This window comes from Paenibacillus sp. FSL R7-0312 (genome assembly GCF_038004445.1).
In the GTDB taxonomy this organism is placed as follows: Bacteria; Bacillota; Bacilli; order Paenibacillales; family Paenibacillaceae; genus Paenibacillus_AQ.
Genome location: NZ_JBBORE010000001.1, coordinates 1,222,888 through 1,244,991 on the forward strand (window position 1 = coordinate 1,222,888; position 22,104 = coordinate 1,244,991).

At 52.1% G+C, this 22,104-nt stretch carries 19 protein-coding genes and 1 other RNA gene; 4 read left to right on the plus strand and 16 right to left on the minus strand.

Features of this window, described 5'->3' with window-relative positions; translation table 11 throughout:
• Positions 1–45: 45 nt before the first annotated feature.
• The 10 genes from dnaX to rpoE form a co-directional block, all read right to left on the minus strand.
• Positions 46–1,812 (minus strand): DNA polymerase III subunit gamma/tau, encoded by a 1,767-nt coding sequence (dnaX, locus tag MKX70_RS05165; RefSeq protein WP_042231539.1) that lies wholly within the window; start codon positions 1,810–1,812, stop codon positions 46–48.
• Positions 1,813–2,083: 271 nt separating this feature from the next.
• An RNA gene (gene ffs / locus MKX70_RS05170) (signal recognition particle sRNA large type) lies at positions 2,084–2,352 on the minus strand.
• A 60-nt stretch (positions 2,353–2,412) separates the two neighbouring features.
• Positions 2,413–2,610 carry a 50S ribosomal protein L31 gene (rpmE, locus tag MKX70_RS05175; RefSeq protein WP_039309646.1) on the minus strand — a complete coding sequence of 66 codons (198 nt, stop codon included), beginning with the start codon at positions 2,608–2,610 and terminating at the stop codon, positions 2,413–2,415.
• 123 nt (positions 2,611–2,733) lie between these two features.
• Entirely contained in the window at positions 2,734–4,011 is a 1,278-nt protein-coding gene (locus MKX70_RS05180) for a radical SAM protein (RefSeq protein WP_042231536.1), read from the minus strand.
• Positions 4,012–4,036: 25 nt separating this feature from the next.
• The gene (rho, locus tag MKX70_RS05185) at positions 4,037–5,395 is read right to left on the minus strand and encodes a transcription termination factor Rho (protein WP_042231535.1); all 1,359 of its coding nucleotides are present in this window, start codon (positions 5,393–5,395) and stop codon (positions 4,037–4,039) included.
• Positions 5,396–5,561: 166 nt separating this feature from the next.
• Positions 5,562–6,815 carry a UDP-N-acetylglucosamine 1-carboxyvinyltransferase gene (locus MKX70_RS05190; protein WP_042231533.1) on the minus strand — a complete coding sequence of 418 codons (1,254 nt, stop codon included), beginning with the start codon at positions 6,813–6,815 and terminating at the stop codon, positions 5,562–5,564.
• A 246-nt stretch (positions 6,816–7,061) separates the two neighbouring features.
• Complete coding sequence (gene fba / locus MKX70_RS05195; RefSeq protein ID WP_039309634.1) at positions 7,062–7,916, minus strand: class II fructose-1,6-bisphosphate aldolase; 855 nt, start codon at positions 7,914–7,916, stop codon at positions 7,062–7,064.
• Between the two features lie 206 nt (positions 7,917–8,122).
• A complete protein-coding gene (locus tag MKX70_RS05200) occupies positions 8,123–8,509 on the minus strand; it encodes a response regulator (RefSeq protein ID WP_039309632.1) in 387 nt (128 codons plus the stop codon).
• Between the two features lie 343 nt (positions 8,510–8,852).
• On the minus strand, positions 8,853–10,460 hold the full coding sequence (locus MKX70_RS05205; protein ID WP_042231532.1) for a CTP synthase: 1,608 nt from the start codon (positions 10,458–10,460) through the stop codon (positions 8,853–8,855).
• A 393-nt stretch (positions 10,461–10,853) separates the two neighbouring features.
• Complete coding sequence (gene rpoE, locus MKX70_RS05210; RefSeq protein WP_042231529.1) at positions 10,854–11,417, minus strand: DNA-directed RNA polymerase subunit delta; 564 nt, start codon at positions 11,415–11,417, stop codon at positions 10,854–10,856.
• Positions 11,418–11,837: 420 nt separating this feature from the next.
• On the opposite strand from rpoE, the gene MKX70_RS05215 reads away from it, so the two are divergent.
• Positions 11,838–13,037 carry a S8 family peptidase gene (locus tag MKX70_RS05215; protein ID WP_340781401.1) on the plus strand — a complete coding sequence of 400 codons (1,200 nt, stop codon included), beginning with the start codon at positions 11,838–11,840 and terminating at the stop codon, positions 13,035–13,037.
• Positions 13,038–13,128: 91 nt separating this feature from the next.
• On the opposite strand, the gene argS is transcribed toward MKX70_RS05215, so the two are convergent.
• The 5 genes from argS to MKX70_RS05240 form a co-directional block, all read right to left on the minus strand.
• Positions 13,129–14,814 carry an arginine--tRNA ligase gene (gene argS / locus MKX70_RS05220; RefSeq protein ID WP_340781402.1) on the minus strand — a complete coding sequence of 562 codons (1,686 nt, stop codon included), beginning with the start codon at positions 14,812–14,814 and terminating at the stop codon, positions 13,129–13,131.
• Positions 14,811–15,254, minus strand: coding sequence for a DUF1934 domain-containing protein (locus tag MKX70_RS05225; RefSeq protein WP_042231520.1), 444 nt, complete (start codon positions 15,252–15,254; stop codon positions 14,811–14,813). The genes argS and MKX70_RS05225 overlap by 4 nt, the downstream gene beginning before the upstream one ends.
• 115 nt (positions 15,255–15,369) lie before the next feature.
• Positions 15,370–16,038, minus strand: a complete 669-nt coding sequence (locus MKX70_RS05230) for a GNAT family N-acetyltransferase (protein WP_340781404.1) — start codon at positions 16,036–16,038, stop codon at positions 15,370–15,372.
• A 47-nt stretch (positions 16,039–16,085) separates the two neighbouring features.
• Complete coding sequence (locus MKX70_RS05235; RefSeq protein WP_042231516.1) at positions 16,086–16,754, minus strand: GNAT family N-acetyltransferase; 669 nt, start codon at positions 16,752–16,754, stop codon at positions 16,086–16,088.
• 15 nt (positions 16,755–16,769) lie between these two features.
• Positions 16,770–17,627, minus strand: coding sequence for a carbon-nitrogen hydrolase family protein (locus MKX70_RS05240; RefSeq protein ID WP_042231512.1), 858 nt, complete (start codon positions 17,625–17,627; stop codon positions 16,770–16,772).
• Between the two features lie 222 nt (positions 17,628–17,849).
• Here MKX70_RS05240 and MKX70_RS05245 point away from each other — a divergent pair, with 222 nt between their 5' ends.
• The 3 genes from MKX70_RS05245 to MKX70_RS05255 all read left to right on the plus strand — a co-directional run bounded on the left by MKX70_RS05245 (position 17,850) and on the right by MKX70_RS05255 (position 21,452).
• On the plus strand, positions 17,850–19,922 hold the full coding sequence (locus MKX70_RS05245) for a transglycosylase domain-containing protein (protein ID WP_340839644.1): 2,073 nt from the start codon (positions 17,850–17,852) through the stop codon (positions 19,920–19,922).
• 99 nt (positions 19,923–20,021) lie between these two features.
• Entirely contained in the window at positions 20,022–20,702 is a 681-nt protein-coding gene (locus tag MKX70_RS05250; protein WP_076248769.1) for a DNA-3-methyladenine glycosylase, read from the plus strand.
• Between the two features lie 270 nt (positions 20,703–20,972).
• A complete protein-coding gene (locus MKX70_RS05255) occupies positions 20,973–21,452 on the plus strand; it encodes an AbrB/MazE/SpoVT family DNA-binding domain-containing protein (RefSeq protein ID WP_340839645.1) in 480 nt (159 codons plus the stop codon).
• Between the two features lie 93 nt (positions 21,453–21,545).
• Here MKX70_RS05255 and MKX70_RS05260 read toward each other — a convergent pair whose 3' ends face one another.
• Positions 21,546–22,052: a YwhD family protein gene (locus MKX70_RS05260; protein ID WP_042132720.1), complete on the minus strand. Its 507-nt coding sequence runs from the start codon at positions 22,050–22,052 to the stop codon at positions 21,546–21,548.
• Between the last annotated feature and the right edge of the window lie 52 nt (positions 22,053–22,104).

Genomic DNA, 22,104 nt, shown 5'->3' on the forward strand with positions numbered 1-22,104 from the left:
CTCTCCTTTGGGATGCGCGTTATCTGCGCTAGTATGCTTGAGGCTCTATTCCTTTATGACAACAAGGTCTTCTCCAAAGAGCTGGATCGCCTCGTCAATCCATGGTTCGGGTTTGGCTTCTATAGTCTCGTGCTCATGCTCCAGATGCAGTTCTTCTGTACTGGCCTTGGAAGCCGACTTGGTTGCAGCCTCATTCCAGTCACGCAGCAGCATCGTCACCAGCCGATATGGCTTACCCAGCTTAGCAGACATCACGTTCTCGATGACCTGGCGGTTGGCCGGCTTCTCAGTCGTATCCCGGTGAATTGTATTCTTGAAGGCGACCAGCACTGCATCTTCCATAACTGCCACTGGCTCTCCATCTACAAACCACGCATGCACAGTTACTTTCTCTTCCTTCACGCCCTGCAGAACCTGGCTCCACTGCTTATACACATTGCCAAAGTCAGCGCTGTCTTTACCCGCAATGAACTTATCGAGCTGCGGCGGAAGCTTGCCTGCAGAGGATACTCTTGGAGCGCTTGGTGGGGCGGCCGCTCTCTGCGGGGCAGCCTGCTCACGCCCGCCGGCCACACCTCCGGATTGGATTGCCTGCTCAAGCTTCTTCTCCAGCGCGGCAATCTGCCGTTTGAGTACATCCAGTTCCCCCGAATCCACTGGTGAAGAACTTCTTCCCGCTTCCGGCGATACAGCACTCAAGGACGGGGCACCCGCTGAAGGAGCCTCCTGCTGGGTACTGCACAGCTTCATCAGCGCTACTTCAAATAAAGTCTGCGGATGAGTGGCATATTTCATCTCACCCAGATATCGGCTTAGGGTCTCCACAATCAGGAATAGCCGGTCACGGGTAAAGGCTGCTGCCATATCACGGAATTCCGCCGGATTCAGTACACGGTCGGTCAACTGGTCTGCCCCCGGCACCATCTTGATCATAAGTAAATCACGGAAATAATACAAAAGATTCTCCAGACATTTGTCGGCACTTTTGCCCTCGTGCATCAACTGCTCGACAAGCTCCAGCAGCAGCCCCATATCACTCTCCAAAATGGCTGTAGCCAGACGGGCAAACTGTTCGGATGGAATTCCTCCGGTCATGCCCAGCACCTGCTGATACGTCACATTCCCGTCTGTGAAAGACGAGATCTGATCAAGTATGCTCAGCGCATCACGCATCCCTCCGTCGGACAGACGGGCGATGTACTGGAGTGCGTCCGCATCTGCCGTAATGCCTTCCTTCTGGCATATCTCTCTCAGCCGGCCAGTCTGCTCCTCCAGAGAAACCCGGCGGAAGTCAAACCGCTGGCAGCGTGAAATGATCGTAGCCGGCAGTTTGTGCGGCTCTGTCGTAGCAAGAATAAACATGACATGCGGCGGCGGTTCTTCCAGCGTCTTAAGCAGGGCATTGAATGCTTCTGTTGTCAGCATATGCACCTCATCAATAATATACACTTTACGGCGTACTTCGGTAGGTGCATATTTCACCTTATCCCGCAGATCGCGAATCTCTTCAACACCCCGGTTGGAGGCCGCATCAATCTCCTGGACATCCATTACGTTGCCCGCTGTGATCCGCAGACAAGACGGACATTCATTGCACGGCTCCGGACCCGGGCCCCGCTCGCAATTGACCGCTTTGGCCAGCACCTTGGCCGCGCTCGTCTTACCGGTCCCCCGCGGGCCGCTGAACAGATACGCATGCGATACCCGCTGTTCACGGATCGCATTCTGCAGCGTCTGGATAATATGCTGCTGCCCTACCATATCCTGAAACGACTGCGGCCGCCAAGCACGGTACAGCGCGATATGTTCCACTATGCATTACCCTCTCTCAGGCTGCCGCTTTCCGGCATTTGTCGCTAATTTATTATACTATATTCCCCAGTCTTTGACCAAGCAGAAGCGCTTTCGCCATCCTCTAACGAGGACTATGCTTCCGATACAGCGATACTACGTATCGCTCTCAGGTAACCGCATCAGTGGGAAGTATTAGGATATAAAGTATGATAAAGCATATATTTCTTATCTTTCAAAAAACAAAAAGCATCTTCGCTTGTGGCAAAGACGCTACATAATAGTATTTAAACCGTGCACCCGTTATTGATGACTGCGATCCAAGCGGCAACCCTACAAAACTGCTCGGGCTAGGCCACCCTCCGGCACAAGAGTAAACTCACTTATGGCTGCTTCCTTCCGGACCTGACCAGGTTCATAAGCACTCATTGCGGAGGACCCAACCGTCAACACAGCCCATAGGAACCAAGGCCTCACATCGACAGCACCTCTAACAGGAATTCAACCTCGCTACAGCGGATTGCGAGTTACAGGGCACCGCTACCTCCCCGTCTAGCACGGCGAAGATAAGTATAGCTTACAGCCGGGCAAAAATCAACTAACATTAAAATGGAAAACCAATTAGATGCCGTATTTCTTCTTAAACTTATCCACGCGGCCGCCGGCATCCAGGAACTTCTGCTTGCCGGTGAAGAAAGGATGGCAGCTGGAGCAAATTTCGACGCGCAGCTCTTCCTTGGCAGAGCCAGCTTCAAAGGAGTTGCCGCAGGCACAGGTTACCTTAGTTACATTGTACTTGGGTTGAATTGCTGTTTGCATTTGAATATTCACCTCTCACGCCCTAAGCCTCATGCGGACTTAGAGTTATATGATTACGCAAGCTACATTCTAGCATGGAAGCCCAGGGCGCTGCAAGAGGTTTGGGAAGACTCAATCCTGCGGTTATTGGTGCACTCTGCGCTGCTTCGCACGGGCCAGTTCGGCAGGCGGAACATGGGTGAAGGAGCCGATCACAACATCCGGAAGCTCCTCGCGGAAGATCTCCAGCATCGTCTTCATTCCGAGAATCTCACCTTGAGCCGGAGGAATCAGCTCCAGATAGCTCTCCGGGTCAATATTAAGATTCCGCATCTGAATTAGCTTAATGTCTGTACGTCTGACGAACTCAACCATCGCCTCAATCTCTTCCTCGCGGTCCGTGACACCCGGAAAAATCAGATAGTTAATGGAAGTATATACACCCTGTGAAGCTGCATATTTCAGGGACTTCTCTACATTAGCCAGCGTATAGCCGCGCGGCTTGTAGTATGCATTATAGTGATCATCCAGCGCACTGATTGTGCTGACCCGCATAAGGTCAAGACCAGCATCCACAATGCCGCGGATATGATCGCTTAATCCTGCGTTCGTATTGATATTGATATAACCCATATCTGTAATAGAGCGTACTTCACGGATGGACTCAATGATTATCTTCGCCTGGGTAGAAGGTTCGCCTTCACAGCCCTGCCCAAAGCTTACAATCGACTCCGGCGTCTTAAGGTGCTCCAGCATGACTTGTGAAACTTCACTCACTGTAGGCCGGAAGTTCATCCGCGTCTGCGGCGATACAAATCCGCTGTCATCCGGCTGTTCGGAGATACAACCAAAGCAGCCGGCATTGCACGAGTAGGACACTGGAACGGCACCCTCCCAGCGGCCCAAGAAGGTATTGGACGAGGTCAGGCACTCGTATTCCAGTGCGCAGTTGGACAGATGATTATAGAGACGGTTCTCCGGGTACTTTGCGGTCAAATCACTGACGCCAATCTCTACATCCCCGCGGTCACAATTCAAAGGATTCCACTGATCCGTATCATCTGTAGGATCCGCCGCTACGTAGAATCCGCCATCCTTCCATACTACAGCGGAATAACCGAAGAGTGGAAGCTTATACGTCTTATCTGTCTTGACATAGCCGGGAAGGCACAGACGGGTAAAGCCCTGCGGCAATAGCGCTCCAACAGCCTGTGAGCCTAAAGGCAACGGCAGCATTTCACCTGTCCCGGGATCCATCCCGATTGCCCGCGTATTAGGCAGCCCTACCAGAGTAGCGCCTTCAGGCAGCGGGATCAATTCTTCCTCCAGTATCTCAACAATCATATCCCCGCTGCGGGCCAGTCCGTACAGCTCGGGATGATCATATACGTTTCCTTGCCCGTCGGCATATACCAAATACATGTTAGTCTCCTCTTGTTATCAATTCTCAGGTTGTAGGCACAGAAGGTGTCTTAGGCCGCGTGGTACGTCGGGCTGACGAACCGCTGTTCGATGTTCCGCCTTTGCTGGCGGTACTGTTTGCTGACGAGGAATCCTTGTTGCCGGCTACATCAAAAGAGGCCAGGAACTCAGCATTCGTCTTGGTGTCACGCAGTTTCTTCAGGAATCCTTCTACAAAGTCGTAGGATTCATTCATATTTTTACGGATTGACCAGATGGTATCCAGTTCTTCCTTGCTAAGCAATACTTCCTCGCGGCGTGTACCCGAACGGCGGATATCGATGGCCGGGAAGATACGGCGTTCGGCCAGCTTGCGGTCCAGGTGAAGCTCCATGTTCCCTGTGCCTTTGAATTCTTCGTAAATAATATCGTCCATGCGTGATCCGGTATCAATCAGCGCTGTTGCCAGTATGGTCAGGCTTCCTCCTTCTTCTACGTTCCGCGCGGAACCGAAGAAGCGCTTAGGGCGATGGAAGGCTGCGGGATCAATCCCTCCGCTCAGTGTCCGGCCGGATGGCGGAACCACGAGATTGTAGGCACGGGCCAGCCGGGTAATGCTGTCCAGCAGAATAACGACATCTTTCTTGTGCTCGACCAGACGAAGCGCCCGCTGTAACACAAGCTCAGCCACTTTGATATGGTTCTCCGGCAGTTCATCAAATGTTGAGGCGACTACCTCCCCTTTAACAGAACGCTGCATATCCGTTACTTCCTCAGGGCGTTCATCAATCAGCAGGACGAACAGTGCAATCTCGGGATTATTAATGGAGATACTGTTGGCAATTTCTTTCAGGAGGAGCGTCTTTCCTGCTTTGGGAGGTGCTACAATCAAACCGCGCTGTCCTAAACCTACAGGAGCAAGCAAATCCATTATACGGGTAGATAAATGGGCAGAGGAGGTTTCAAGCGGCAGCTTGACTTGCGGATATAGAGGTGTAAGCGCCGGAAAATGTAATCGTTCAGCTGCAGTTGCAGGATTCTCACCATTGACGGCATTGACTTGAAGCAATCCGAAATAACGTTCATTCTCTTTGGGTGTCCGGCATTTCCCGGATACAAGGTCGCCGCTTCTAAGATCAAACTTACGGATCTGCGAAGCAGAGATATAAATATCCTCCGCACTCGGCAAGTAGTTAATCGGTCTAAGGAAACCGTAGCCTTCCGGCAGGATCTCTAGCACGCCTTCCATAAACATAAGACCGCTCTGCTCAGCCTGCGCCCGGAGAATCGCGAAGATCAGCTCCCGCTTCTTGAGCGTTCCGTAATAAGGAATCTGGTATTTCTTAGCCAGCTTATACAGATCGGTCAGCTTCATTTCTTCCAGATCGGAAATTTGAAGATCCATGTGTAATAACCACCTATTCAATTTTTATAATGAGTTCTTCCGGCGTTCTCTGCCGGGCAAAATATGAGTCTATGAAAACGCTTATTAGGATAGGATTACCCGAATTGGAAGGAGATATGCAGTTTGTAGGCAAATTTCGCTCCTTCCTCTCGTTCCGGGCACATACTTATTCGTTCTCGCGCCAGACTTCGGCACCTAGATTGCGCAGGTTGCTTACGAGGTTATCATAACCGCGGTCTATATACTCCACGCCTGTCACTTCGGTGATCCCTTCCTCAACGGTCAGTCCGGCAATGACCAGAGCCGCCCCTGCCCGTAAATCGGCAGCCTTCACCTTCGCGGCATTGAGCTTGCCGCCCTCAATAATTGCAGAACGCCCTTCAACGCGAATCTTGGCGCCCATACGGACTAATTCAGGGACATGCTTGAACCGGTTGCTGTATACGAAATCGCTCAAGACACTAACGCCTTCCGCTTGAGTTAGCATACTTGTCATCGGAGATTGCAAATCGGTGGCGAAGCCGGGGTATATCAACGCTTTGACATCAGCATGCTGATATTTGGATCTGCCGATGACCCGGATACTCTCATCCAGCTCTTCTATATCTACTCCCATCTCCAGCAGCTTGGCAGTCAGCGCCTCCAGATGCTTGGGAATCACGTTATCTATCAGCACATTGCCACGCGTTGCCGCAGCGGCAATCATATATGTTCCCGCTTGAATTCGGTCTGGAATGATGGAATGGCGGCAACCATGCATTTCAGTTACGCCTTCAATCCGGATCGTTTCTGTACCGGCGCCTTTAATAACTGCGCCCATAGAGTTTAATAGGGTAGCTACATCTATAATCTCAGGCTCTTTAGCCGCATTTTCAATAATTGTAGAGCCTTTGGCACGTGAGGCCGCCAGCATAATATTTATTGTGGCTCCAACGCTGGATACATCCAGATAAATCTTGGCACCACGCAGTTCTTTGGCATACAAGTGAATAGAGCCATGATCGTTGGTTACAGTCGCACCAAGCGCCTCAAAGCCTTTGATATGCTGGTCAATCGGACGCGGCTCAAAATTACAGCCGCCGGGAAGACCAATCGTCGCCTCTTTAAATCTGCCGAGAAGCGCACCCATCATATAATAAGAAGCCCGGAGTTTCTTGACCGGTCCGTTAGGCATGGGAATGGATACGATACGGGAGGGATTAATTCTCATCTGGCTGCCGGTCCACGATACACTCGCGCCCAGCTCCTCCAGAATTTCGGAGTAAACGGCCACATCACTAAGAGCAGGCAGGTTATCCAGCACAACTTCAGATTCCGCCAAAATCGCCGCTGGAATAAGCGCAATTGCGCTATTCTTTGCTCCACTGATGGTTACAACGCCCTCTAGCGGACGTCCGCCGCCAATCATTAATTTTTCCATAAATTTATCTGGTTCCCCCTACGTGTATTGCGGCTTGTTCTGGCAATACCAGCTGTGGCTTGTGGTGGCATGGTGATTAGAAGAAGAAACGGCTGCGCCGCCCTAACTTAAGGACGGCACCCGTTTCTGAGGAAATCTGAAATGGCTTTACCGGAAAGACACCGGCTATGCGGTGCACTCTTCTGATAAAGATATGCATGCGGAACAGCAGAAAATAACCTGTCCCGTTACGCGGCAGAGTTAATATTACGCTTTGTTGCTGGATCCGAATTCACGGATTTTGCCAATAACGGTTTGTTTGATGGCTTCGCGACCTGGTGCGATGAATGTACGCGGATCGTAAGCATCCGGTTTAGCAGCTAGAACTTCGCGGACTACTTTGGCAAACGCGATTTGGTTCTCAGTGTTTACGTTGATCTTGGAAGTACCCAGGGAGATGGACTTCTGAATGTCATGTACAGGAATACCAGTACCGCCATGAAGTACGAGCGGAAGGTTAACCGCATCACGAATTTCTTCCATTTCCTTGAATCCAAGGTTCGGTTCGCCCAGGTAAGGACCATGTACGGAACCCAGTGCAGGAGCCAAAGTGTCGATGCCGGTTTCTTTAACAATGCGTACGCATTCGTTAAGGTCAGCGTATTGGATGCCGCCGATAACGTCATCTTCCTGTCCGCCTACAGTACCAACTTCAGCTTCTACAGAAACACCTTTAGCATGAGCATATTCAACGACCTTCTTGGTCATTTCAATGTTCTCATCGATTGGGTGGTGGGAGCCGTCGATCATTACGGAAGTAAATCCGGCATCGATTGCATCCTTACATTTGTCAAAGCTTGAACCGTGGTCCAGGTGGATAGCAACTGGAACAGTGATCTTCATGTCATGAATAAGACCTTCAACCATCTTAACTACAGTGTAGAAGCCGCCCATGTGACGAGCTGCACCTTCGGATACGCCAAGGATTACTGGTGATTTCTCTTCTTCTGCTGCACCAAGAATCGCTTGAGTCCACTCCAGGTTATTGATGTTGAACTGGCCAACTGCATATTTTCCTTCAAGTGCTTTGGTTAACATGTCTGTCATAGATACTAATGGCATGGTTTCAATCCTCCTAAAATGTTTGAGTTGCTTATATAAGCCGACATCACATACAGGCCTATTATAGCACATCCTGTGTCAAATACTAAATAGGATACACAAAAAAATGTCCCGGTGGGACGATATTCAGCCAGCCCATATTCCTGTGCGACTTTCCCTCATTAGCGTATCCGTAACAGGACTTACCCAAACTGTACATTTCTAAGCTAGCTGCATTGATCAACCGACTTATTGTACAGATGCATATTAACGGCAACCCGCATCTCATCGATATCAAACGGCTTGGTGAAATGCATCAGGGCTCCCAGCTTGGTCGCTTCCTTGATCATGTCCAGTTCTCCGTAAGCCGTCATCATAATGACTTTAATCGCCGGGTTCAGCTCCTTCAAATGCTTGAGGATCTCCAGTCCGTCCATCCCCGGGATTTTCATATCGAGCAGAACCATGTCCGGCGATTCGTTCTTGACGATCTCCAGTGCCAATTTTCCGTTAGCTGCCTGAAAGGTGGCATAACCTTCACTATTAAACACTTCCATGAGGAGAATCCGGATTCCATTCTGATCATCGACAATTAGTACTTTCTTTTTTTCCATACGATACCCTCCCAGAATTTAAGGCAGATTGTCTATACCGCGCCCTCTCACAGCTAACGGCCCCGCTTCAACTTAGTCTATACGAAACCTATTATTCGTGCTTTGTAGCCAAAATCCTGCTAATTGGTTAAAATGCGTAAATCTATGCCATATAAAGGTGTATTCCCAGTTAAAAATCGGTAGTACAGTCCCCTTGTAATTTGGGAGATATCATAAATGAGAACTAATACCAAGAGAAATATAAGAATAAAGTGAAGTGTAAAATGTATATTTCCTTTGTCTTCAATAAAGAAAGCCCCCGTTAGGAGGCTCCAGCAGGCCCGGAAGGCCTTGAAGATATTTATTACAGCTGTTCGGAATGGGTAAGCGAAGCTTTGACAAATTCACGGAACAGCGGCTGCGGACGGTTCGGACGTGAAGTGAATTCCGGATGGAATTGCACGGACAGGAACCATGGGTGACCCGGCAGCTCAACGATCTCAACCAGACGTCCGTCAGGGGAGGTTCCGGAAAAGACCAGACCTGCCTTCTCCATCTCATCGCGGTAAGCGTTATTGAACTCATACCGGTGACGGTGACGTTCATAGACCAGTTCATCATCATAGCAGGACATTGCCAGTGAACCAGGGGAAAGCTTACAAGGATACAGTCCAAGGCGCATGGTGCCGCCCATATCCTCAATATCCTTCTGTTCAGGCAAGAGGTCGATCAGCGGGTACGCGGTAGCCGGATCGATCTCGGAGCTGTTCGCACCTGTCATTCCGAGCACAGAACGGCCGTACTCAATCACAGACACCTGCATACCCAGGCAGATCCCGAAGAACGGAATAGACTGCTCACGCGCATAGCGGATAGCCGAAATCTTGCCTTCGATCCCGCGGTCACCGAAGCCCCCCGGAACCAGAATGCCGCCGATGCCGCCCAGCAGCTCGTCCACATTCTCATCCGTAACCAGCTCTGCATCCACCCACCGGAGTTTCACTTCGGCATTGGAGGCAAATCCGGCATGTGAGAGTGACTCTACAACACTTAAATAAGCATCATGAAGCGCTACGTACTTACCGACAATGGCAATTTCAACGGTGCGTTCCAGCTTCTGGATCCGCTCCAGCATACTCTCCCATTCACGCATATCCGGTGCAGGAGTAGTCAGCTTCAGGTGGTTGACTACAATCTCATCCAAGCCTTCATCGCGCAAATTAAGCGGAACTTCATACAGGGTTGATGCGTCGCGGCATTCCACCACGGCATTCGCATCAATGTCACAGAACAAAGCAAGCTTGGCCTTCATATCATCAGTCAAAGGATACTCCGTACGGCACACGATCACATTCGGCTGAATTCCGATGCTGCGCAGCTCTTTTACACTATGCTGTGTCGGCTTCGTCTTCACTTCGCCTGCAGCCTTGATGTAAGGAATCAGGGTAACATGAATGTACATTACATTCTCACGGCCGATGTCACTCTTGATCTGGCGGATCGCTTCCATGAACGGCAAGCTCTCGATGTCCCCTACAGTACCGCCAATCTCCGTAATGACCACATCCGAACCGGTCTCACGGCCCGCGCGGAATACCCGTTCCTTGATTTCATTCGTAATGTGCGGGATAACCTGAACGGTGCCGCCCAAATACTCCCCGCGGCGCTCTTTGCTGATAACCGAGGAATAAATTTTACCTGTGGTTACGTTGCTGTTCTTCGACAAATTGATATCAATAAACCGTTCATAATGCCCAAGGTCCAGGTCAGTCTCCGCACCATCATCGGTTACAAACACTTCCCCGTGCTGATAAGGACTCATAGTTCCAGGGTCTACGTTAATGTAAGGATCGAATTTCTGGATCGTTACTTTCAGACCTCTGTTCTTGAGCAGCCTGCCCAGCGAAGCGGCGGTGATGCCTTTGCCAAGGGAAGACACAACGCCACCCGTTACAAAAATATACTTTGTCACTGTAAAACCCTCCTAAATAAAGTCCAGAAATTCAGGGGACGCTTGTTGTTTATCGTAACCCTTTTTTCCATCATCAAACCGGGGAACCCATAAGTTGCTTCCACCCGCCAAAACCTAAAGCCAGCAAAAGTGCAGTTTTTTGGCATTCAAGTAGAAACGGATTTGCCGTCCCTTTTAAAGGACGGTACCGTTTCAGCGAGAAAGATAAGGAGCGTTTATTGCGTGAAGCCGATTAATTCTTATCTTTTAAAAAAACAAAAAAGTGACACCCGTAGACCCGGGGCACTTTTTATTTTAGAAAACATATTAACTTTCATTATAAGCCCATGCAATAGTTTACTCTGACGGTCCTGCCCCTGTCAAGGGACGAATTACACCGCCGGAAAGACTATTCTAAAATTTATCGTCCTCTTCCTCATCATCGGCTTCGTCTTCATCGCCGTCTTCGGAATCTTCCTCATCCGCTTCGTCTTCGTCAATGTCATCTTCATCAATGACAACATCTTCGTCAACTTCCTCTTCGCTGTCGTCGTCAGAATAGAGGTCGTCACGATCTTCATCAATCGCATCGAAATCCTCTTCCTCCGCAGCGTAATTCTCTTCTTCTTCAGCAAAGTCGTCATCTTCCAAATCGTCGTCCTCATCGTTGATGATACGTACGCGTTTGGTGTTGCCGACAGGATCATCGGAGCGTTCCAGCGGGTACCAGCGTTTCAGGCCCCAAAGGTTGGTTCCGACACAGGCAAAACGCCCGTCAATGTTAATCTCGGTATATAACTGGGCAATAGTATCTTGGCTCTCTTGATCGGTCATCCCGCGCAGCTTGGCTACCTCGACCATCAGATCACGGTAGTAGTAAGGCGTATTGGCTGCCTTGAGCACCAGGAAAGCCAGGTCGACCATCGGTATTTCTTTAACTTTCTCAGGGTCCAGCTTTAAATTGAGTGGCGTACTCACTAAAGGACACTTCCTCTCACGCATTGTTCACATTACAAATCATGCTTAATTCATGATATCCATTAACAAACCTAAGTAAAACCTATTTGCGGGCAAATTGCAAGTCTAATACACCTGCTTCTGCGGGAAATCGCAGTAGGGCTGATTATCCGCAACTTCTATGTAACCCAAAAGATTCCCCTAAATTTAAAAAGGCGGAGGGAAACCCTCCGCACATGACTGTATCCGCGCCAAGGATCGGCTCCTTACGGGATGTTGCAAAGGGGTCTTGCGGTTCCCTTCTGTTCATTTTATGTACTCCTCCGCCTTTTGACACGATGGGCAGCCCATTTCACCAAAAAAGGGCAAGTTCCCATTCGGACGTCTGCCTCTTTTCATACTATATGGCAGCACGGCACCGAGGAGGGGACGGCGTAACTTATGGATTATTACGGATTTTGGCAGATGCTGCTTGAAGAGATTAAGGCTGCCCCCACAAATGCCCAGCGGCGTATTGTGACCTTCAATGATCCCCGCATGTATGCCGCAGCGCTATCCCAGTGGAAATCACTTAAGACCAAAACGCCGGGGCTGCGGCAGGTTCAGGTATCTACGCTGATCCGGGCTTTCTTCGTGCCCGCCGCCGGAGCAGGGAAGCTGATGGACCGTTATGCTGATTCCTTATGTATAGAAGAAGATCACCGGATTCAGGTTCACTCCTTGTCACCGGATAAAAGCGGTTCTGCCATGATGCCCTGGGGGGTCAAGTCGATTCATGCCCCGCAGGCCTGGTCTAAATCTACGGGCGTCCATGTGAAAATCGGCGTCATCGATACGGGCGTGGACTTCCGCCATCCCGATCTGAAGCATTCCCTCGCTTCCGGGGTCAATCTGCTGAACCGCGGCATGATGCCGCTGGATGACAATGGCCATGGCACACATATTGCCGGCACCCTGGCTGCAGCCGGAGGAACGCGCGGCATGATGGGCGTAGCCCCCAGGGCGCTGATCTATCCGGTCAAGGCTTTTGACCACAGCGGCTCCGCCTATGTGTCTGATATTGTCCTGGGCATCGATTGGTGCGTGCAGAACAAGATCGATATCATTAATATGAGCTTCGGGATGAAAAACAGAAGCAAAGCCCTGCATGATGTGGTGATCAAGGCCTACCGGGCCGGGATTGCCATCATCGCCTCCAGCGGCAACGACGGCAAGCGCGGCGGGGATTACCCCGCGCGCTATCCGGAGACTATTGCCGTAGGCGCCCTTGACAGAAGGCAGCGCGTCGCCGCCTTCAGCAACCGCGGACCGTATATCGACGTATACGGTCCGGGCGAGGGCATCCCCTCCTGCTGGCTGCGGGAGGGGTATAAAGAAATGAGCGGCACCTCTATGGCGACATCGCATGTCACCGGTGCCGCGGCCCTTCTGCTCGCGCTGCGGCCGGGGCTGTCGCCCCGCGAGCTGAAGCTGCTCCTGCGCCGCACAGCCGCACCGGTGCGGCTGCGCAAGGGCCAGCGCCGCGCCTCTCTGGGCGGCGGCGCGGCCGATGCGCTGCGCCTGCTGCGCGCAGGCGCCCGCGCACGGCGCAGCGGCAACAGCACTAGCATCGCCAAAGCCGCAGCAGCGGCCAAGGCTTAGCATGCGGCGGTGATGCCGCCTCAGCCAGCAAGCCCATGCTAAAAAAGCGCCGCCCCTGTTACCGGGGGCGGCGCTTTGCATCATGCTATGGTTACATCCGGTCCGGTGCGGTAACACCAACCAGACGCAGGACGTTGGCAATCGTCGTCCGCGCCGCGCCCAGCAGGGCAAGACGGGCTACGGTCTGAGCGGCGTCCTCTGTGATTACACGCTCTGCCTTGTAGTAGCTGTGAAACAGCGAAGCCAGATCATACACGTAACGGACCAGGCGGTGCGGTGCATAACCTTCGGCAGCAATCGTAATTTCCGCCGGCAGCTCACCGATTTTGCGGAGCAGGTCGTATTCATGAACAGCGGTCAGCTTGCTGTAATCAATGTTTCCAGTATCCGGCAGCATAATGCCCTGTTCTTCCGCCTGGCGGAAGATGCTGCAAATGCGCGCATGTGCGTACTGAACATAAAATACCGGATTCTCATTCGATGTCGAAATCGCCAGATCCATGTCAAAGTCCAGATGAGAATCCATACTGCGCATCGTGAAGAAGTAACGGATGGCGTCCAGGCCAACTTCTTCCATCAGGTCTTCCATCGTAACGGCCTTGCCGGTACGCTTAGACATTTTGACCTTCTCGCCATTCTGGAAAAGGCTGACCATTTGGGCAATCAGCACGACCAGCTTCTCGGGATCATTGCCCAGAGCCGACATGGCAGCCTTCATCCGCGGGATGTAGCCGTGGTGGTCAGCTCCCCAGATGTTGATCATTTTGTCATAGCCGCGGCCGTACTTGTCACTATGGTAGGCAATATCCGGTGTGAGGTACGTGTATGTACCGTCATTCTTAATCAGCACCCGGTCTTTGTCGTCACCGTATTTGGTGGTCTGCAGCCAGGTGGCGCCTTCTTCTTCATACACTTCACCGCGTTCCCGGAGCTCGTCAAGCGAACGCAGCACTTCACCGTTCTCGTACAGGGAGGTTTCGCTGAACCAGATATCGAAGTTAACCCGGAAACGGCTGAGGTCGCGTTTGATTTTGTCCAGTTCCTTGGCAAGACCGTAGGTGCGGAAGAACGCAGCGCGGTCGCCCGGGGTCATTGCAAGCAGGGAGTCGCCCTTCTCGGCAACAAGCTCTTTGGCGAAGCCTTTGATATCTTCGCCGTGATAGCCGTCCTCCGGCATCTCAGCCGGCTGGCCCAGCTCCTGCAGGTAACGGGTCTCGATCGATTTACACAGATTGGCGACCTGGTTACCGGCATCGTTAATATAGTACTCGCGCGTTACCTTGTAACCGGCGTAATCCAGCACGTTGCAGAGCGCATCCCCGACAGCAGCTCCGCGGGCATGGCCTAAGTGCAGGCTGCCTGTAGGATTCGCGCTGACAAATTCCACTTCCACCTTCTGCCCTTTACCGATCTCTACACGGCCATAATCATCACCCTGCTCGGCAACGAGTGCGATGACAGGATACAGATAGCTTTTGGACAGCGTGAAGTTGATAAACCCCGGACCGGCAATTTCCGCCTTCTCAATAGAAGCGCTGCCGGTATCCAGATGCTCGATAATGGCCTCAGCGATTTGCCGCGGATTGCGTTTGGCCATTTTGGTAAGCTGCATAGCGGCATTGGTAGCCATATCTCCATGTGCCTTGTCTTTAGGTACTTCCAGCACGATAGCCGGAAGCTCTTCCCGGGACACCAGACCGGCAGCTACGATAGCCTCGGCAATAGCCTCTTTCACCCGTTCATTGGCAAGCTGAAGCGGATTTAAACTTTGTGTCATGATTGTGGTTCCTCCTGTATATTCAAACTTATAGCGAACTGTCCTGATAACTCATCATAAACGTACAAGTCGTACTCCCATGTAACCGCAAGCTTCCTTCCGGCGCGTTTGATATCGAGCTTCCGGGTATCGGTGATGAGATTAAACTGTGTATAAGGCGAGCGGTAGAACCCCGGCAGACGCTGGCCCGGCTCAAAGGATTGCTCCGACTGGACACCGCCATGGCGGATTAGCTTGATTCCACTGTCCGAAATCTTCAGGGTGTTGCGCACAGAAACCTCACCGCCCTGAGGGCCTGGCTGCGTTTCTTCATAGCGGATATACAGGAATTGCCCTTTCATAATGGCTTCCCCAACGCTTTGCACCACATTCCGCTCACTGCCCTGCACGCTTTCCAGCGTTACGCTAACGGCATATTTGCCTTGCTGTCCTTCAGTCATTACACGTTCCTCACTTATTCATACTAATATTCATTAAGGCCATATTCGCTTTCCCATTGTACACTATATCCTGATCCGTAAGAGTAGTTCAATGGCTTTTTCGCCGGCAAAATAATTACAGCGGCAGCAGCGCCAAGCGCTCTCTGCTTCTAAGCTGCTCCACCATGGAGGTCCACGCCTCCGGCTTATCTTCCAGCACTGCGTAATAACGGGTCAAAAAATCAGCAACGAGCGGCGCCCGGATCTCCTCCAGCTCTTCATTTCCGGGCATAAAACATAGATCCAGACCGGATACCGCCTCCCCGTCACCCTGCCAGGAAGGATGAACATACGGGTAATCGATCCGCTTATACCCCAGATGCGACAGCACCTCGCGGCGCACAAACGGGTCCATGGGCTTAATTCCCCCGAAGTCATGCTCGACCCGGTAAGGATCATAAATCTCGGCGAACATTCCGAACAGCTCCCGGCCATTGTCAGCCGCCAGCTTCCGCAGATCCTTCAGCCGGCGCTGTGCCAGAAAGCGGCCTACGCCCAGCCCCTCCCGGCCAATAATAGTGAAATCGGTCATCGCCACATTCCAGTCCGCATAGTAACGGTATTCCGTGGTGCCGACAACTGTACCTTCATGCACTGCGGCGAATACACGAATGCCGGGATCCTCCAAGGGTTCCTTCCATAAGCTGTATTCCAGCACCTCCTCGGGTGGAAATACTTCGGACAGCAGCTGATGTACTTGTCTGAATAAAGGATCGGTTACATTTGTAATTCTTCTATATTCCATAGTAAGGGCTCTCCTCCAATACCGGTTGTAGTTACTTTTAGAGAAGCTTATAGAAAAGGATTCCGCCATTCCATAAGCGCTGCGTAATTTCCCGATTCCTCATCTTCCAGATAATCCGCTACAACGCCGACCGGTACACGCCCGCAGCGCAGCAGAAAAGTAATGACCGGATCAGACCAGGTACCGGCCACTACTCCGGCCAGATACGCTTCCGCCGGCATCCGTGCGGCCATTAGGTGATAGCCCGGCATCCGCCCGGCCCCCAGCAGCCGTTCCAGCTTCTGCTCCACTACAGCATGATACAACGCCTGTACCAGCTCCTTACCCAGTCCAAGCTTGCGGTATTTGGGGCGGACACACAGATCGGCAATATATAGCGTGTTCCCGTCCGGCTGATGCGTAGTGAGATATCCGTCATCCGTAACTTCCGACCAGGTATGATGAAGGGCCGGTGTCTCCGGATCATAATGGATTTTGAGTCCAGTTACCGAACCGGCCAGTTCTCCGTCTACCTCTGCACATAGTGCCCCTTCTGGGAAAAGCGTTACATGATTCAGCAGCTGTTCCCGGTTCCACCACAGCTCTGCAGGATAGGGCGGCGGAAAGGCTTCGGACTGAATCGTGACCAGTTCCGCGAAATCGGCTTCCGTATAGCTGCGGATTACCGCTGGCACCGGCATTTTACCGTCAAAAGCGTAAAAGCTCTTGTAATACATTCCCTTTCTTCCTCCTTACGTCCAGTCCGTGTACAGATCCGTCCGGCGGTCGCGCCACGTAGTTACAGATCCGTGCTCACGGACGCGGTACAGCAGCTCCAAATCCAGATCGGCCGTGATGATCATATCGCCGCCTATTTCACCCTCGGCCAGCAGGCCCTGCGGAGGGAATGGAATATCATTAGGTGTAATGACTGCCGCTTGCCCAAAATTGGCCCGCATCAGATCCACGGTAGGCAGCGAGCCCACAGTACCTGTCAGTACAACGTATACCTGATTCTCAATGGCACGGGCATGGCTGGTATACCTCACCCGGTGGAAGCCATGACGGTCATCTGTACAGGAAGGGCAGAAGATTACATCCGCACCTTTGGCCCGGGCCATGCGCACAATCTCCGGAAATTCGATATCATAGCAGGTTAGCATGGCAATGGTTCCTCTGTCTGTCTGGAATACCTCCAGTCCTTCACCCGCGCCCATATTCCAGCCGTCTACCTCAGCCGGTGTGATATGAAGCTTGGCCTGCTCGGCAATTCTTCCGTCCGGATAAAATAGATGGGCTACATTATAGAGCTTACCGTTCCGGCGCAGCACATGAGTGCCCCCGATAATATGTACAGCATATTTCCTGGCATATCCGGAGAACATCTCCCGGTAACGTTCTGTGAACTGCGGCAGATCCTCTATACCGAGCGCTTCTCCCTGTTCATTGCCTATAGACATCAGCTGCGTCGTCAGAAACTCGGGGAACAGGATGAATTCAGCCCCGTACTCCCCGGCAGTCTTTATATAGTGCTCGCACCGGGCGGCAAACTCCGCGAAGGAGGAAATGGTATGCAAATGATATTGTACAGCGGATACGCGAATAGCCATGGCGGCAATCCTCCTATACGTGATATGGCGTGCATTCATAAAGTAACTAAAATTTTACCATAACAGACCACAAAATCACACAGGATGGAGATGCTGCGTACCGCCGCATGAATATCTCTTCTATTCCTTCCCCATAATGGAGAATACCAGCAGAGACGCCTTCGCCTTACCTATCAAGGGCAACCGGGCCGTTTCTGCATGAAATAGAAGGAGCCTGATGTTATGCCGCGCGATTCTACTGCACCCAAAGTCCCGAAACGCCGCCTCCGCCGGCTCTTCCGGCTGATGCTCTTCTCTGCCCTGCTGTTCCTGGCGGGCGCCGGAGTCCTGCTTGGGTTCCTATATCAGAAACCGCTCCCTCCTCTAGGGGATGATATCCGCTCCAGACTGCTTGACTCCATGGGCAATGTACTGACCACCTTCACTACTGACGGGCGCAGCCGTGATCCTGTGGAACTTAAACAAATCTCCCCGCTGCTCATCAAGGCCACTCTGGCTGTAGAGGACCGTAAGTTCTATAGTCATGCCGGCTTTGACCTCAAAGGAATGGGCAGAGCGGTGCTCGCCAACCTGCAGGCAGGAGGGCGTACGCAAGGGGCCAGTACACTAACCCAGCAGCTTGCGCGTAATTTGTACCTGACCCATGAGAAAACTTGGACCCGCAAGAGCAAGGAGGCTCTCTACACCCTTCAGCTGGAGATGAAATACAGCAAAGACGAGATTCTGAACATGTATCTAAATGAAATCTATTATGGTCACGGCGCCTATGGTATTGAAGCCGCTGCCCAAATGTACTTCGGCAAACCAGCCGCTGACCTGGATCTGGCGGAGAGCGCACTGCTGGCCGGAGTTCCCAAAGGCCCCACCTATTACTCGCCCTACACGCACCTGGATAGTGCTGTTAAGCGGCAGGGTATCATTCTGGCAGCCATGGTCGATGTAGGGGATATCACGGAATCGCAGGCGGAGGCCGCCGCCAGGGAGAAGCTGACCTTCAAGCCGCAGGGGCAGAAGGATACCACTGTAGCCGCTCCTTATTTCCGCGATTACGTGCGCAGCCTCGTTATAGACAGTCTTCATATCAGCAGTGACGAACTGGATCAGGGCGGGCTGAATGTCTACACGACACTTGATCCGGATATGCAGCGGGCTGCGGAAGAGGCCGTGGATCAGGGAATGGACCATAGTAGCGAGCTGGAAACTGCCCTGGTGTCCATTGACCCCCGTACCGGCTATGTGAAGGCCATGGTTGGAGGGACCAATTACCGTTCGAGCGCGTATAATCATGCCCTGGCTACCACACGCCAGCCCGGTTCTTCTTTTAAACCGATTATGTATTTATCCGCGCTGTCTTCCAAGGAGATGACAGGGTTGTCTGTCTTCAACAGCCAGCCGACACTGTTCCACTATGACAACAACCGCAAAACCTATCAGCCCCGCAACTTCGGCGATAAGTATCTCGGTGAGATCAACATGAAGCAGGCGATTGCCGCTTCCGACAATATTTATGCCGTAAATACAATTATGAAGATTGGCGCGGACAAGGTGGCCGCTATGGCTGCTGCTATGGGAATCAACAGTCCGCTGCAAAGTGTCCCGTCTCTGGCGCTCGGCACTTCCCCTGTCAGTCCGCTGGAGATGGCTTCCGCCTTCGCAGTTATCGGCAATGGCGGAGTTAAGCAGCCTGTTACCGCAATTCTGAAAATTACAGATGCGGGCGGACACCTTCTATATGAAGCTCCGCAGCCTCAAGGGCAGTCTGTGGTAGAACCGGCCGCCGCTTATGTGCTGACCCGGCTGATGGAAGGCGTATTTGAGAGCGGAGGAACGGGTAACCGCGTAGCCTCGATGATCAAACGCCCGGTCGCCGGCAAAACAGGCACTACCGACACAGACGGCTGGATGGTGGGCTTCACTCCTGAGCTTTCTACTGCGGTCTGGGTAGGTTACGACAAGGGCCGGGATATTGCCACCGCTGATGGAAGACGTGCAGCGCCTATCTTTGCGCAGTTTACGGAAAAAGCGCTGGGGAATGTACCGCCGAAGATTTTCCCGATTCCCGATGGCGTGGTCAGCGTATATATCAATCCACAGTCCGGCAAGCTGGCTACAGCAGCCTGTCCGGAGAAGGAGCTTACGACCTTCATCAGCGGCACTGAGCCTACTGAGTACTGCGACCAGCATGCCGCCTCCGGCACCGATGCTCCCCCGGATGGGAGCAACCCTGAGATTGCCGAGCCTGTCAAGGAGGACCATTCGCTATGGAATGACATCAAACGCTGGTGGATGAACTGATCCGGCATTGCTGCCGCCGGAGACTTGCGTTACGATGGGATGAGCCCGGCAAGGCGCTCTCTTAAGCGTTAGTCCGCCGCAGGAAGGTGTCAACCATTCATGAAGCTGAATTCTTCAGGCGAACCGGACCATTGCGCCCCGCAGCGGCTGCTTCCGCCTGAACTCTATGCGCTTGCGGCAGTAGAGGCAGCTCCGCGCCTCCTGGGCCAGCATCTCGTCCGGCGCACCGAAGACGGTGATATCCGCTGCCGTATTGTTGAGACTGAAGGCTACGGCGGCGCTGAAGACAAAGGGAGTCATGCCTACGGAGGGCGGCGGACAACCCGTACAGGAGTAATGTTCAGTGCCGGAGGCGCTACGTATGTATACCTGATCTACGGGATGCACTATTGCTTCAATGTGGTTACCGCTGCTGAAGACGAACCGCATGCGGTCCTGATCCGTGCAGTGGAGCCGCTTACCGCCAGGGACGCGGAGCTTATGGCTGCATACCGGGGAATTGCTGTCCGGAAGCCTTCGGATCTGTCCGGCGGCCCGGGCAAGCTGTGCCGGGCACTGAGGATAGACAAAAGCCTCAACATGGCCAGGCTTGATCTCCGCGGGGGGCCAATATGGCTGGAGCAAGGTGAAGCCCCGGAATCTCTGGATATTGTCCAGGCTCCGCGCATCAATATTCCCTATGCAGAAGAATACGCGCTGAAGCCTTGGCGTTTCTATCTCCGGGGCAATCCCTATGTCTCGGTCAGCAGCACGGATGCGCAGCCGGTTATCCTCACCTGAAGATAGTTTCATTCCGCTGTTTCGGCTGTGCTAATTTGGGTAAAAAATAGAGAACCCTAATAAACCTCTCCCTTGGGATTACCCGAAGGGAGAGGTTTTATATTTTTTCGGCCCCGTACCCTCTCCTGCGCCGTAAAACGGGCTATTTCCCGTATAAGCGACAAGAAACAACATAATTTGTATGCGCTTTCCCCGTTCTCTAAACTTACAATTACTGCTATAATCAGAGATATCCACAAAAAATATAAAGATGTAAATGAGGGACATGGGATGAAAGATACAGGCATGATCCGGAGTTTAGACAGTCTTGGTAGAATTGTGGTTCCCGTAGAAATCCGCATGACACGAAATATTGACATTGGGGATCCCATCGAGTTTTTTATTCTGAATGAGGAAATTATCGTCCTCAGAAAGTACACCTCCACAGAATGCACATTTTGCAGAAGCCTTGATCATGTAACCTACTATAAAGATCAATTCATTTGCAATACCTGCCTCAAAGAGCTGAGCGACCCCGGGCGCGGATCTGAAGAGATCACAATCTCTCCAGGCCCTGCAGAGGAGAACGCCGAACCTGTCCGCAGTGGACGGAGAACGAAGACGGAGGAAATGAGACAGCGTCTGGAGAAAGCGATGGAGGACCACCCCTATGCCAACCAGAAGGAGCTTGCCGAGGTGCTCGGAATCAGCCAGGCCAGAGTAAGCCAGTTGAAGCGCAAGCTAAATACTGCCGGCAGAGTGACTCCGTAGCAGCGCATATCCCATCATCTTATACATAAGGCTTGGCCCTCTGCTAACAGAGAGCCAAGCCTTGTTTTTTGATATGCATGTTCGTTCAGCTTACTACTCCGACAATGCCGCTTTCAGCTCGTCAGGCGAAGCGGCCCACCACTCTTCATTATGTGCGATCAGCAATGATTTCAGCGCATTCCGCTCCGTAGACCCAAGTCCCTCCACAATAATCTTCCGTTTCAGGGCTGCATCCAGCTTATTGACATGATCGGCAAGAATCTTCCAGCCCCGGCGGGCTTCGGAATCAATCCACATCTCACAGGCGGTAATTCCGCCGTAGAACTGGCCCTCCGGTGTACGGTCCACAGCAACCCAGACCACCCAGACCTGTCTTCCTTCCGGTACATCCTCACGGTTCACGGAGAACTTAATCCCCTTCTCCACTTTGCTCTTGGCATGCATGGCACCGATATCGATAACGGCGATACCTTGATCAATAATAACAGGCGATACATTACCCAGATCAATGGAGCCTGCCCCGAAGCCTTTATGCTTACTCTTGGCATTCACAATATTCAAGGCAATCTGCTTTTTGCCCTCTGGTTGTACGTTATCCACAAGTGCACATCCTTTCCATTCACTAATTATTTAATTTTAGCTAATAATGCGC